This window comes from Rhodococcus sp. P3_B8 (genome assembly GCF_056402775.1).
The window spans coordinates 56,542-68,426 of record NZ_JBFUGT010000009.1 but is presented as its reverse complement, the minus strand read 5'-3'; the positions used below and the strand labels follow the sequence as shown (position 1 = coordinate 68,426).

General features: G+C 67.1%; 16 protein-coding genes. 8 read left to right on the top strand and 8 right to left on the bottom strand.

Going from position 1 to position 11,885, the window contains the following annotated elements:
• Positions 1-36: 36 nt before the first annotated feature.
• Positions 37-489, bottom strand: coding sequence for an Rv0361 family membrane protein (locus tag AC1D1G_RS06405; RefSeq protein WP_005251646.1), 453 nt, complete (start codon positions 487-489; stop codon positions 37-39).
• Between the two features lie 214 nt (positions 490-703).
• On the opposite strand from AC1D1G_RS06405, the gene AC1D1G_RS06400 reads away from it, so the two are divergent.
• Positions 704-2,095 (top strand): FAD-dependent oxidoreductase, encoded by a 1,392-nt coding sequence (locus AC1D1G_RS06400; RefSeq protein ID WP_009474907.1) that lies wholly within the window; start codon positions 704-706, stop codon positions 2,093-2,095.
• 53 nt (positions 2,096-2,148) lie between these two features.
• Here AC1D1G_RS06400 and AC1D1G_RS06395 read toward each other — a convergent pair whose 3' ends face one another.
• Entirely contained in the window at positions 2,149-2,718 is a 570-nt protein-coding gene (locus tag AC1D1G_RS06395; RefSeq protein WP_283353289.1) for a TetR/AcrR family transcriptional regulator, read from the bottom strand.
• Between the two features lie 106 nt (positions 2,719-2,824).
• On the opposite strand from AC1D1G_RS06395, the gene AC1D1G_RS06390 reads away from it, so the two are divergent.
• Positions 2,825-3,580 carry an amidohydrolase family protein gene (locus tag AC1D1G_RS06390; protein ID WP_283353288.1) on the top strand — a complete coding sequence of 252 codons (756 nt, stop codon included), beginning with the start codon at positions 2,825-2,827 and terminating at the stop codon, positions 3,578-3,580.
• 15 nt (positions 3,581-3,595) lie between these two features.
• Here the strand turns inward: AC1D1G_RS06390 and AC1D1G_RS06385 are convergent, their stop codons facing one another.
• The 5 genes from AC1D1G_RS06385 to cobF form a co-directional block, all read right to left on the bottom strand.
• Positions 3,596-4,357, bottom strand: coding sequence for a hypothetical protein (locus AC1D1G_RS06385; RefSeq protein WP_477951522.1), 762 nt, complete (start codon positions 4,355-4,357; stop codon positions 3,596-3,598).
• Between the two features lie 98 nt (positions 4,358-4,455).
• Complete coding sequence (locus AC1D1G_RS06380) at positions 4,456-4,938, bottom strand: DUF456 domain-containing protein (RefSeq protein WP_283336339.1); 483 nt, start codon at positions 4,936-4,938, stop codon at positions 4,456-4,458.
• Positions 4,935-6,146 carry a formate-dependent phosphoribosylglycinamide formyltransferase gene (purT, locus tag AC1D1G_RS06375; RefSeq protein WP_283353287.1) on the bottom strand — a complete coding sequence of 404 codons (1,212 nt, stop codon included), beginning with the start codon at positions 6,144-6,146 and terminating at the stop codon, positions 4,935-4,937. Before purT ends, AC1D1G_RS06380 begins: the two co-directional genes overlap by 4 nt.
• Positions 6,147-6,184: 38 nt before the next feature.
• Positions 6,185-7,051, bottom strand: coding sequence for an Fpg/Nei family DNA glycosylase (locus AC1D1G_RS06370; RefSeq protein ID WP_005251638.1), 867 nt, complete (start codon positions 7,049-7,051; stop codon positions 6,185-6,187).
• Between the two features lie 55 nt (positions 7,052-7,106).
• Positions 7,107-7,847, bottom strand: coding sequence for a precorrin-6A synthase (deacetylating) (gene cobF / locus AC1D1G_RS06365; RefSeq protein WP_283336335.1), 741 nt, complete (start codon positions 7,845-7,847; stop codon positions 7,107-7,109).
• A gap of 85 nt (positions 7,848-7,932) precedes the next feature.
• On the opposite strand from cobF, the gene AC1D1G_RS06360 reads away from it, so the two are divergent.
• From AC1D1G_RS06360 to AC1D1G_RS06335, 6 genes are all read left to right on the top strand, one after another.
• Positions 7,933-8,733: a thymidylate synthase gene (locus tag AC1D1G_RS06360; protein ID WP_283336334.1), complete on the top strand. Its 801-nt coding sequence runs from the start codon at positions 7,933-7,935 to the stop codon at positions 8,731-8,733.
• Positions 8,733-9,239, top strand: coding sequence for a dihydrofolate reductase (locus AC1D1G_RS06355; RefSeq protein ID WP_283353286.1), 507 nt, complete (start codon positions 8,733-8,735; stop codon positions 9,237-9,239). The genes AC1D1G_RS06360 and AC1D1G_RS06355 overlap by 1 nt, the downstream gene beginning before the upstream one ends.
• Positions 9,240-9,311: 72 nt before the next feature.
• Positions 9,312-9,710, top strand: a complete 399-nt coding sequence (locus tag AC1D1G_RS06350; RefSeq protein WP_477951521.1) for a hypothetical protein — start codon at positions 9,312-9,314, stop codon at positions 9,708-9,710.
• 72 nt (positions 9,711-9,782) lie between these two features.
• Complete coding sequence (locus tag AC1D1G_RS06345) at positions 9,783-10,109, top strand: cupin domain-containing protein (protein WP_087559051.1); 327 nt, start codon at positions 9,783-9,785, stop codon at positions 10,107-10,109.
• A gap of 150 nt (positions 10,110-10,259) precedes the next feature.
• Positions 10,260-10,499: an SLAC1 family transporter gene (locus AC1D1G_RS06340; RefSeq protein WP_283353284.1), complete on the top strand. Its 240-nt coding sequence runs from the start codon at positions 10,260-10,262 to the stop codon at positions 10,497-10,499.
• Positions 10,496-11,221, top strand: coding sequence for an SRPBCC family protein (locus tag AC1D1G_RS06335; RefSeq protein ID WP_037230761.1), 726 nt, complete (start codon positions 10,496-10,498; stop codon positions 11,219-11,221). The genes AC1D1G_RS06340 and AC1D1G_RS06335 overlap by 4 nt, the downstream gene beginning before the upstream one ends.
• Positions 11,222-11,233: 12 nt before the next feature.
• Here the strand turns inward: AC1D1G_RS06335 and AC1D1G_RS06330 are convergent, their stop codons facing one another.
• The gene (locus AC1D1G_RS06330; protein ID WP_009474921.1) at positions 11,234-11,857 is read right to left on the bottom strand and encodes a hypothetical protein; all 624 of its coding nucleotides are present in this window, start codon (positions 11,855-11,857) and stop codon (positions 11,234-11,236) included.
• Between the last annotated feature and the right edge of the window lie 28 nt (positions 11,858-11,885).

Sequence of the window (11,885 nt, the reverse complement as noted above, 5' to 3'; positions counted from 1 at the left end):
TCACAACCCTGTTCGGTATGCCCTTCCGGGCAACGGTCAGTTGCAGACGACCCATGTTTCCCCGTCCCGCGTCAATTGCCAGGTATCCGTCGTCTCGCCCTTGCCGTCGTCGGCGCTGACCCGGACCTCCGCCCGGGCACGATCCCCGTTGACCTCGGACGATTCGACGCCCTTCAGCGTGACCTCGCCTTCCCGGTCCCGAAGCACCGACCGATCGTCGGACCACGACGAGCAGACCAGCGTCTTCTGCAGATCGGCGTCGTCGTGGTTGTGGGCCTGGATGAAGTCGGCGACCGAGCGGTTGATGCGGTCCGCTTCCGTGACGTTCTCGTCTGCGGGCGAGAGCCTGCTGGACACAACGATGGCAACCAGGATGACGACGATGACGGTGACGGCGGCGATGAACGGCACCGCCGTGGTGCGCCGGGGATCCACCGGATCTTCGGTGCCTCCCGCGTCGCGCTGGGGCGATTCGCTCGAACCGGACATGACTTCCCTTCGATCTCGGCGTGGCCACGAGTGTATAGAGCTGCCCCTACAAATCTTGTTTGTGACCCCCCAACGCGAAGGCGACTACCCTCTACAGGCGTGCGTCCCGAGAATGGGCTCTGCCCTGTCTGCCGCACCTCGGCCACCCGATTAGGCTGGGCTTAATTTAAGCTGAGGTTTCGTTGTCCGCCCATCAGAAGGTAGTTCGCTCCAGATGACTGATCAGACACGTCCGTTGCGCGTTGCGATCGTGGGTGCCGGCCCCGCCGGTATCTACGCAGCCGACGCTCTCATGAAATCCGATGCCGCGTCTGACGGCGGGATCAGCATCGACCTCTTCGAGCGGATGCCTGCCCCCTTCGGTCTGATCCGGTACGGCGTCGCACCCGACCACCCGCGCATCAAGGGCATCATCACCGCCCTGCACAAGGTGCTCGACAAGCCGTCGGTGCGCCTGCTGGGCAACATCGACTACGGCAGCGACATCACCCTCGAAGACCTGCACAACTTCTACGACGCGGTGATCTTCTCCACCGGCGCCAACGCCGACCGCGCCCTGAACATCCCGGGCATCGAACTCGACGGCAGCTACGGCGCCGCCGACTTCGTCTCCTGGTACGACGGCCACCCCGACGTCCCGCGCACCTGGCCGCTCGAGGCCGAGAAGGTCGCCGTCCTCGGTGTCGGCAACGTCGCCCTCGACATCGCCCGCGTCCTCGCCAAGACCGGCGACGAACTGCTGCCGACGGAGATCCCCGCCAACGTCTACGAGGGACTCAAGGCCAACAAGGCCGTCGAGGTCCACGTGTTCGGTCGCCGCGGACCGGCGCAGGCCAAGTTCACCCCCCTCGAGCTGCGTGAACTCGACCACTCGCCGACGATCGAGGTCATTGTCGATCCCGAGGACATCGACTACGACGAGGGCTCCGAGCAGGCGCGCCGCAACTCCAAGCAGGTCGACATGGTCGCCAACACCCTGCAGGACTGGGCCATCCGCGACGTGGGCAACCGTCCGCACAAGCTGTTCCTGCACTTCTTCGAATCGCCCACCGAGGTGCTCGGCGAGGACGGCAAGGTCGTCGGTCTGCGCACCGAGCGCACCCAGCTCGACGGCACCGGCAACGTCAAGGGCACCGGCAAGTTCAACGACTGGGACGTGCAGGCCGTGTACCGCGCGGTGGGCTACCTGTCGCAGAACATCGCCAAGCTCCCGTTCGACGAGCAGGCCGGTACCGTCCCGAACGAGGCCGGACGCGTCATCGCCGACGACACCGCCGAGGGCAACGACCGGTTCATGCCCGCCACGTACGTCACCGGGTGGATCAAGCGCGGCCCGGTCGGCCTGATCGGTCACACCAAGGGCGACGCGAACGAGACCGTCGCGAACCTGCTCGAGGACCGGTCCGGCTTCGCCGAGCCCGCCAACCCGTCGGAGGACGCGATCATCGAGTTCCTCGAGGGCAAGCAGGTCCCGTACACCACCTGGCAGGGCTGGTACCGCCTCGATGCGCACGAGCGCAGCCTGGGCGAGCCCGAGGGCCGTGAGCGGATCAAGGTCGTCGAGCGCGAGGACATGCTCAAGGCCAGCGAGCCCGACAAGGCCTGATCTTTCGAATCGGTGTGAAGGGAACCTCCTGCGGGAGGTTCCCTTCCGTCGTCTCAGGCCAGGTGTGACGACAGCGCCCGCAACGCCGTGAGCAGTTCCTCGGCCGACATCGCGTGGTCGGGGTCCACCAGCCACTGCTCCGCGACGCCGAGCAGCAGTGCCTGGTAGAGAGCGCCCAATGTGTGTGCCCGGCCGGGCTCGATGCCCGCGTCACCGAACAGTTCGACCAGTCCTTCGCGGGCGTCGGCCGTCGACGCCACCAGGTTCTTTCTCAATTCCGGCAGGGAGTCCAGGTGCCCGAGCAGTTCGAACTGCAGCATCCACAACCGACGATGGGCGGTGAACGACTCGATGACCCCGGTCCAGATGGCTTCGAACCGTTCCGTCGAACTCATGCCGGGTTCGATCTTCTTCGCGGCGGCCGTCGCGAGGTCGTCGCCCCAGCGCTCCATCTCCCGGTACAGGGCGGCGTGGAGCAGCGCCTCCTTGGTGCCGAAGTGGTAGCCGATCGCCGCGAGACTCACCCCGGAGGCCGACGCGATGTCCCGGGCCGTCGTCCGCGAGTATCCCTTTTCGTACAGGCTGCGCGCGGCGCCGTCGATCAGGTCTTCGCGATTTCCCATGACCTCACCCTAAGGAGTCTGAGACGTATGTGTAGGACGCTTGTACCAGCACTCGCGCACCGCTCCGCCACGCAACGTGTCCCCCGCACAAGGCAGGATATAAGTCGTGTTTGACGCCCATGTTCACATCATCGACCCCCGGTTCCCGGTGGTCGAGAACCACGGCTATCTCCCAAAGCCGTTCACCATCGCCGACTACCGGGCGCGCACGGAAGGCTTCGGCGTGGACGGCGGCGCGGTCGTCACGGCCTCGTACCAGGGGACCGATCAGAACTACCTGAAGGCGGCGCTCGAGGAGCTCGGCCCCAGCTGGGTGGGTGTCACCCAGATGGAGCCCGACGCCACCGACGAGAGCATCCTCGAACTCGACCGCGCCGGCGTGCGGGCCCTCCGATTCAACCTCCGGCGCAGCGCGACCGACGTGAAGCTCCTCACCAAGCAGGCCCTGCGCGCGTACGAGCTGGCCGGCTGGCACGCCGAGTTCTACGTGGACGCCACGCTGCTGCTGTCGCTCGAGCCGGTGTTCGCAAAACTTCCCGCCGTGTGCATCGACCACCTGGGGATGTCGACACGGGGCTTGCCGTACCTGCTCGACCTCGTCGACCGCGGAGTTCGGGTGAAGGCAACCGGGTTCGGGCGGACCACCATCGAGAACGTCGGCGACGTGCTGCGCAAGATCCACGCCGTCAACCCCGAGGCGCTGATGTTCGGCACCGACCTTCCGGGTAGTCGTTCCCGAAGAGTGTTCCAGGACAGCGACATCGACATCGTCGCGGACGCGGTGGGTGACGACTTCGACGCCGTCATGGGCGGCAACGCGCGCGCCTGGTACCGCTGCGACGCTCCCGGAGGGGCCTGCTAGCACGCAGGACCCGTGTCAACACCCTTCCATCTGCACACTGTTCATCGACACCATCTCGGCCACCGGCGGCGTCTGTGGCTGCGCCACCAGCCACATGTTGTAGTTGTTCATCTCGTCGCAGTCCAGCTGTTCGCGGCGTTCCTGCCGCCGCTCACGCTGCCGATCGTCCATGTCGTCGTCGTTCCGATCGACCGCGATGGCACCGGTGCTCGATCCGTTGGCCTGCCGTTCGAGCCCCCGGACGCCGTCGGCGGTCATGATCCAGCCGAGGGTGTAATCGGCGCCGTCGTGGTTGGTGGTTGCGCGGAACATGCCTTCCTCCGCAGCAGCCGGGTGGGCCACGAACGCCTTGTCGGGCGTGCCCGGCGCGCTGACCTGCCCCGTCACGGTGCCGTCACTCATCGACGCGGTGAGTGTCGCTCCGTCCGGCGACGACAGCGACGCCTTGTCGCCGTCCATGGTGCCGGTCATCCATGTCCACATCTGGTCTCCGTCGCACAGGAAGGCGATCATGTCGTCCCCGGACCGGGCCAGCGCGATGTACGCGTCGGATCCGTCGACCGCACCGACGTAGGTCGGCTCCATCTGTGGGGTCATCACGAAAGGTGACGGAACCTTCTCCATCATGTTCGACGCGGGCGCCGCTTCGCCGCTGCTCGTGGCGGCGGCGCTGGTCGTGCTCGGCGCCGCCGAGTCGGACGAGTCGTCGCCGCAGCCGCTCAGGGAGAGGGCCACGGCAGCGAGGGGCGCCAGGATCCAGGTCGTCTTCTTGTTCACGGCGTATTCCTCCGCTGGCCGGGAAGATCAACATCCGCATTTGATCATCGCAGGTGGAGGACCCTTCTGGATACCCCTCGGCGACGATTGCGAGCGACCTACGTCGCGGCCACCGCGGCCAGCCACACACCGGAAGCGATCAGGGCGCCGAGCAGTTCGATCAGCATCGACAGTCCGACGGCCTTGCAGGCGTGCCACGTCGACGCCCACGCCCGGTTGTGCGCACGCAGCCGGTAGAGCTCGGCCACATACGTTCCCGCGATGAAACCGAGGAACAACCCCACCACGGGAACGACGAAGAACCCCACGATCCCGGCCAGTCCGCCGACGATCAGCGACCGGCTGGGAACCCCGGCCGTGCGCATCCGTTTACCGGGCCAGGTGTATTTGACGACGCCACTGATTACGAGGAACACCGTTGCGACCGCGAACACCGTCCACGCCGTCGCGCCACCGGTCATGATGGCCCACACCAGGATTGCCGCGAAGATGAGGATCGTTCCGGGCAGGATCGGGATGACGATTCCGACGAGCCCGATGACGATGGCCAGGCCGACGAGGAGTTCGGCGCCCGGACTCACGCGACGGGCTCGACGCGGGAAGCCGCCTCCCGCGCGCGGCTGCGCGCGGTCTCGACGTCCGGTCCCGTGGACACGGCGACGCCCATCCGCCTGCGGACGAAGCTCTCGGGTTTGCCGAACAGGCGGAGGTCCGTCTCGGGGACCGCCATCGCGTCGGCGACGCCCTCGAAGCCGATACCGGTGGCGTCGACGCCGCCGTAGATCACCGCGGACGCACCGGGTGTCGTGAGGGTGGTGTCGACGGGCAGGCCGAGAATGGCGCGGGCATGCAGTTCGAATTCCGAGAGTCGTTGTGTCCGAAGGGTGACCAAGCCCGTGTCGTGCGGTCGCGGACTGACCTCCGAGAAGTAGACGTCGTCGCCCTTCACGAACAGTTCCACACCGAAGATCCCGCGCCCACCCAGCGCTGCGGTCACCTTCTCGGCCACCTCCCGCGACCGGGCGAGTGCCGCGTCGCTCATCGGTTGCGGCTGCCACGACTCCACGTAATCGCCCGAGTCCTGCAGATGCCCGATGGGCTCGCAGAAGAAGGTGCCCACCTCGCCGTCGGCGCCGATCGCCCGGACGGTGAGCTGAGTGATCTCGTAGTCGAACTCGACGAACCCCTCCACGATGACGCGGCCGTAATTGATGCGGCCGCCCGCGAGCGCGTACTCCCAGGCGGTCTCGACTTCGCCGGCGCCGCGCACCGTGGACTGCCCCTTTCCGGACGACGACATCACCGGCTTGATCACGCAGGGAAAGCCGATGCGCTCGGTGGCCGCGCGGACCTCCTCGAGCGATTCGGCGAACTCGTAGGGCGACGTCGGCAGCCCCAGCTCCTCCGCCGCGAGGCGCCGGATCCCCTCACGGTTCATGGTCAGCTGCGTCGCCCGCGCGGTGGGGATGACCACCGCGGTGCCGCGCTCCTCGATCGTGGCCAGCGCATCGGTGGCGATCGCCTCGATCTCGGGGACCACGAAGTGGGGGCGTTCCTCCTCGATGAGACGCAACAGCGCCTCCGGGTCGCTCATGTCGATCGTGTGCGCGCGGTGCGCCACCTGGTGGCCCGGCGCGTTGTCGTAGCGGTCGACGGCGATCACCTCGACCCCCAGCCGTTGGAGGGCGATGATCACTTCCTTGCCCAGCTCACCCGACCCGAGCAGCATCACGCGCGTCGCGCCTGCCGTCAGAGGTGTACCGAACCGTACGGGTGCCTGTTCACGCATGGTCACAACTATATGCGGGCACCGTTTCGCGCCGACGCCTACTTCAGCAGTCGCGACATCCGGCGGTCGGCGAGCACCTTGCCTCCGGTCTGACACGTGGCGCAGTACTGAAAAGACTTCTCCGCGAACGACACTTCCCGGACGGTGTCGCCGCAGACGGGACACGGGAGGCCGGTCCGGGCGTGCACCCGCATCCCGGATCGCTTCTCCCCCTTCAGCCGCGCCGCATCCTGGCCGAGCGACCTCTGGACGGCGTCGCTGAGCACCGACCGCATCGCGTCGTACAGCACGTGCACCTGGTCTTCCGGCAGAGTGCGCGACGTGGCGAACGGGGAAATCTTTGCGGTGTGCAGGATTTCGTCGGAGTACGCGTTGCCGACGCCGGCGAGCAGCGACTGGTCGACGAGCGCATTCTTGATCCGCGCCGACGTGGTGGACAGCAGCGCCGCGAACTCGGGTTCGGTGACGGCGAGGGCGTCGGGTCCGAGCCGGGCTATCCCCTCCACCTCCTGCGGGTCGTGCACCACCCACACCGCGAGCCGTTTCTTGGTGCCCGCCTCGGTGAGGTCGAACGCCGGCGTCGCGCCCTCCGGGGTGAAGAAGTGCACCCGCAGCGCCAGCGGACCCTTCCCCGGTTTCGGCGGCGCCGCCGACGGGTTGTCGGTCCAGCGCAACCAGCCCCCACGCGAGAGGTGGGTGACGAGCCACAACCCGGAACAATCGAGTGCGAGGTGCTTGCCGAACCGGGCCGCGCCCGTCACGTCGCGACCCTGCAGGTCGGTGATCGGGGGGTCGAACGTCTTCAGCACGCTCAGGGCCGCCACGTCCACTCGGCCGACGACCGCTCCCACGGCATGTTCACGCAGGAACTCGGCTAACGCCTCCACCTCGGGCAGCTCGGGCATGGTCCCAGGCTAACGGTAGGTGAGCGCCGAAGTGTGCTCCTCCACGCTTTCTCACTCACCTGCGGAGGAGATAGGTGTCCATGATCCAGCCCTTGCGTTCGCGCAATGCGGCGCGCACCCGCTGGATCTCGTCCTCGACGTCGCGCAGGCGACCGGAGATCAGCACCTCGTCGGGTGTGCCGAGGTAGGCACCCCACCAGATCTGGACGTCGTCGCCGGGCACCTGGGTGAACGTGCAGTGGGCGTCGAGCATGACCACGGCGTTGTCGACGCCGTCGGGCAGACCCTCGGCCAGTCGCCTGCCGGTCGTGATGTGCACGGGTTCGCCGATCCGGTTGAGCACGATCCGGTGCTGCGCGGCCAGCGACTGCACGCTGGTGACGCCCGGGATCACCGAGTAGTCGAACGACACGTTGCCGCGGGCGAGCACCCGCTCGACGATCCGCAGCGTGCTGTCGTAGAGAGAGGGGTCACCCCACACGAGGATCGCCCCGACCCCCGGCTCGGACGCGAACTCGGCCTCGAACAGCGCCGCCCGGCGCTCGTGCCAGTCGTCGACCACGCCCTCGTAGTCGGACGGCGTGCGGTCGCGGGGCGGATCGACGATGTCCACGACGCGGTACGCGCCGGCGACGTGCTCCTCGAGGATCGTGGTGCGGAGATCGACGAGGTCCTGCTTCTCGTCACCCTTGCCGATGACGAAGAACACATCGGCCTTGTTCATCGCCTTGATCGCCTGGACCGTCACCTGGTCGGGGTCGCCGGCACCGACGCCGATCACGAAGAGTTCACGCATGGGCGAAGGCTAGCGCTCGTGCGCCTTTCCGGTTGTTCCAGCTACCGAAAAGGCGCACGGGCGCGGAGCGCCTAAACTGGACGCCGTGACTGTGCCGACCCCGTATGAAGACCTGCTCCGACTCGTCATGGACACGGGCACCCCGAAGGCAGACCGCACCGGGACCGGCACGAAGAGCGTCTTCGGTCATCAGATGCGCTGGAACCTCGCGGACGGGTTTCCGCTGATCACCACGAAGAAGGTGCACCTCAAGTCGATCGTCTACGAACTGTTGTGGTTCCTGCGCGGCGATTCCAACGTGAAGTGGCTCCAGGACAACGGCGTCACGATCTGGGACGAGTGGGCGGACGCGGACGGCGAACTGGGCCCGGTGTACGGCGTGCAGTGGCGCAGCTGGCCGACCCCGTCCGGCGAGCACATCGACCAGATCACCCAGACCATCGAGACGCTGAAGTCGAACCCCGACTCGCGTCGCATCATCGTGTCGGCGTGGAACGTCGGCGACATCCCGCAGATGGCGCTGGCGCCGTGCCATGCGTTCTTCCAGTTCTACGTCGCGGACGGCAAGCTGTCGTGCCAGCTGTACCAGCGCAGCGCCGACCTGTTCCTGGGTGTGCCGTTCAACATCGCGAGCTACGCGCTCCTCACCCACATGGTGGCGCAGCAGGCCGGGCTCGAACCGGGCGATTTCATCTGGACGGGCGGCGACTGCCACATCTACGACAATCACGTCGACCAGGTCACCGAGCAGTTGAGCCGGGAACCGTTGCCGTACCCGACGCTGAAGTTGACCAAGCGGGATTCGATCTTCGACTACACCTTCGAGGACGTGGAGATCGTCGACTACCGGCACCACCCCGCCATCAAGGCGCCGGTGGCCGTCTAGTGGCGGCGCGGCAGGTCAAGCTGGTCTGGGCCCAGGGCGTCGGCGGCGTCATCGGCCTCGACAACACGATCCCGTGGCACGTCCCCGAGGACATGGCGTATTTCAAGAAGGTGACGCAGGGTCACCCGGTGATCATGGGCCGCCGGACGTGGGACTCGCTGCCCCCGAGGTTCCGGCCCCTGCCCGGGCGGCGCAACATCGTGATCAGCCGTCAGCCCGACTGGACTGCGGAGGGTGCCGAGTCCGCCGACGGGCTCGGCTCCGCGCTCGCGCTCACCAACGAGGACGTCTGCGTCATCGGCGGCGCCCAGATCTACACGGCGGCAATGCCGTTCGCCACCCAACTGCTGGTCTCCGAGATCGACGTCACGATCGACGGCGACGCCTGGGCACCCCCGATCGACGACTCCTGGCACGCGCAGGACACCGGTGAGTGGCTCACGTCGGCGAAGAACGGCACCCGCTACCGGTGGATCACCTACACGCGAGCATTACCTGCGAGGTAATTGAGAGCATTCGGCTTCGGCGCGAGTCTGAGTGACGTACCCGTTCACTCGTCTCACGTGAGGACCGCCGACATGATCGCCGCACTCGAAACCCGCACCGCTCTCTCCCCACTGCGCCTCACTCTCCGCGTCGACGCCGTCGTCACCGGCGCCAACGGCGTCGCCTACCTCGCCGCCGCCACCGTGCTCGACGACGTCCTCGGCCCGACAGCCGGCTTCCTGCGTGCCATCGGCGTCTTCCTGATCGTCTTCACCGCCGGGGTGTGGRCGGTGAGCGTGCCGGCCCGTCCTTCGCCGGCCGCGGTGGACGCCGTCGTCCTCGCGAACGTCTTCTGGGTGGGCGCGAGCGTGGCCCTGGTGCTCACGGAGTGGCAGCACCTCACCACCGTCGGCGTCGTCTGGGTGCTGCTGCAGGCCGCGGTGGTCGGCGCGTTCGCGGTGGCCCAGGGCTGGGCCCTCATCCGGCGCTGAACGACCCCTTTGCCGCCGCACCGTTACCCCATTCGACGGGTGACGGTGCGCGCAGTGGTTCATACTCACCTCATGGACAAGAAGTCACTGACCGCCCTTGCCCGTCAGCAACTGAAGTTGGCAGGCGGGACGTCCAGCGGCCGCAGTTCGCAGACCGTGTACGGCGGGCATCGGCGCAGCCTCCGACAGACCGTCATCGCCTTGGCCGCGGGTCAGAAGATGGCGGAACACGAGAGCCCGGGCGAGGCCACCCTGTTCATTCTCAGCGGCAAACTGAACCTCGTGGCCGGCGAGGACTCGTGGAAGGGTTCCACCGGCGATCTGCTGGTTCTTCCGACCGATCGGCACAGCGTCGAGGCGATCGAGGACGTCGCGTTCCTGCTCACCGTCGCCATGTGAGGGTCGTGCTCGATCGTGTCGAGGAGTCCGTTCGAAGCCTGAACCTGGGTTATTTCGCAATCGTGATGGCCAGCGGCATCATCTCGGTGGCATGAACCTGGGCGGGTTCGACCTGATCTCGACCGATCGTGGCGTCACGTCGCGAACAAGGTGCCGCTGCGCTACGACGCCACCGTGTGGAGCATCGTCTTCCCACTCGGCATGTATGGGGTCGCCGGCATCTACCTGGGGCGTGCGGACCATCTTCCACTCGTCGGTATCGTCGGTAGTGCCGAACTGTGGTGTGCATTCACCGTGTGGTGCGTGGCGTTCGTCGTCATGGTGGTGCATCTCTGGCGGTCGGTGGTGCATGTCGGACCGGCAACAGTGACGACGCAGGAGAACGCGTGACCGAATCCCAGCCCGTGATCGAGGTGTCCGTCGCTGCGGCGCCGTCGGTGGTGTGGCCTGCCCTGCGCGACCCGGAGTTGATCCGGCGCTGGCACGGCTGGGACTACGCCGGCCTGGCCGACGAGATCAGGGAAATTTACTTCGACGACGTGAAAGAGGACGCCGCCGCCTTCACTCTGGCCCTGAACGGCGCCGACAAGTTCAGCCTCCACGAGCACGAGGGCACCACGCTGGTGCGGATCACCCGCCCGCCCCGCAGCGGCGACCCCGCCGCCGACGACTGGTACGACGACGTCACCGAGGGCTGGACCACGTTTCTGCAGTTCCTCAAGTTCGGCATCGAGCGGCACGGACTCGACGAGCGTCGCACACTGTTCCTCGAAGGCCCGGTCGCGGAGGGTGATTCGGCGCGGCATCTGCTCGGCCTCGACAAACTCGAGGGAATGACGGTCGGCGATCATTTCACCGTGGTCGCCGAGACGGGCGATCTGCTGCACGGGGTCGTGTGTTTCGTGGGCGAACACCAGACCGCGGTGAGTGTCGACGACCTCGGCCCGGGACTGTTGCAGTTCGGCGAGCAGCCCGTCAACGCGGCACGCCCCAACGGCGGTGCGCAGATCCTGCTGGCGGCCTACGACCTGGACGACGAGGAGTGGGCCGAACTCGAAGAGCGCTGGAGAGAGTGGTGGCAGGCCCGGCCGGGAGCCGAACCTGCCACCTGAGTTCTCGAACGGTCAGGCGAGCACGGTGCCCAGGGTGGGCCACCAGATCGTGCTCTTGACGACGTTCGGCCCCACCTGGTGGTTCAGCGAGCCGTACACCGCCGCCACGACCAGACCGCTGCCGAGCCCGGCGACCGGCGGAGAGGAGACGACCGTGGGAACCGCGACGTTGTTCTGGTCCAGCTTCACGATGCCGCTGGCACCGGTGGCGAAGCTGTAGTAGACGACGTCGAGTTCGGCACCGGTCTGGTCGTTCGCGATGACGCCCGGTCCGCCGAAGAATCCGAAGCGGAACTGGTTGCTCATGTTGGTCGCCACGCCCGCGCCGTACAGCTGTCCGAGGACCGGACCGCCCTGCCCGGTGTCGGAGTACGCGGGGATCTGGAAGATCTGGCCCGGGAGGGCGATGTTCGTTGCCGCGGTGTCGGTCGGCGACGCGGCGAGTCGCTCGAGGGCGGCTTCGGCCTCGGGGTTACCGGCGGCGACGGTGCGCAGCTTCGCGATCGCGGTGGCCGGGTCGACGACGGGGGCGGAATCTGCGGGCTGCGCCGATACGACACCGGTGAACATCATCGTCGCTGCCACTGCAGCGGTCAGACCTGCCGCGACCCGTCGTCCGAAGTGCCGTCGATTCATTCTTCTTCTCCCTCGTCACGTCAATGGG

Coding starts and splice junctions, on each gene's coding strand:
- AC1D1G_RS06345 (WP_087559051.1), top strand. CDS start 9,783: ATGGACAAGAAGTCACTGACCGCCCTTGCCCGTCAGCAACTGAAGTTG.
- cobF (WP_283336335.1), bottom strand. CDS start 7,847: ATGCGTGAACTCTTCGTGATCGGCGTCGGTGCCGGCGACCCCGACCAG.
- purT (WP_283353287.1), bottom strand. CDS start 6,146: ATGCGTGAACAGGCACCCGTACGGTTCGGTACACCTCTGACGGCAGGC.
- AC1D1G_RS06395 (WP_283353289.1), bottom strand. CDS start 2,718: ATGGGAAATCGCGAAGACCTGATCGACGGCGCCGCGCGCAGCCTGTAC.
- AC1D1G_RS06330 (WP_009474921.1), bottom strand. CDS start 11,857: ATGAATCGACGGCACTTCGGACGACGGGTCGCGGCAGGTCTGACCGCT.
- AC1D1G_RS06405 (WP_005251646.1), bottom strand. CDS start 489: ATGTCCGGTTCGAGCGAATCGCCCCAGCGCGACGCGGGAGGCACCGAA.
- AC1D1G_RS06370 (WP_005251638.1), bottom strand. CDS start 7,051: ATGCCCGAGCTGCCCGAGGTGGAGGCGTTAGCCGAGTTCCTGCGTGAA.
- AC1D1G_RS06400 (WP_009474907.1), top strand. CDS start 704: ATGACTGATCAGACACGTCCGTTGCGCGTTGCGATCGTGGGTGCCGGC.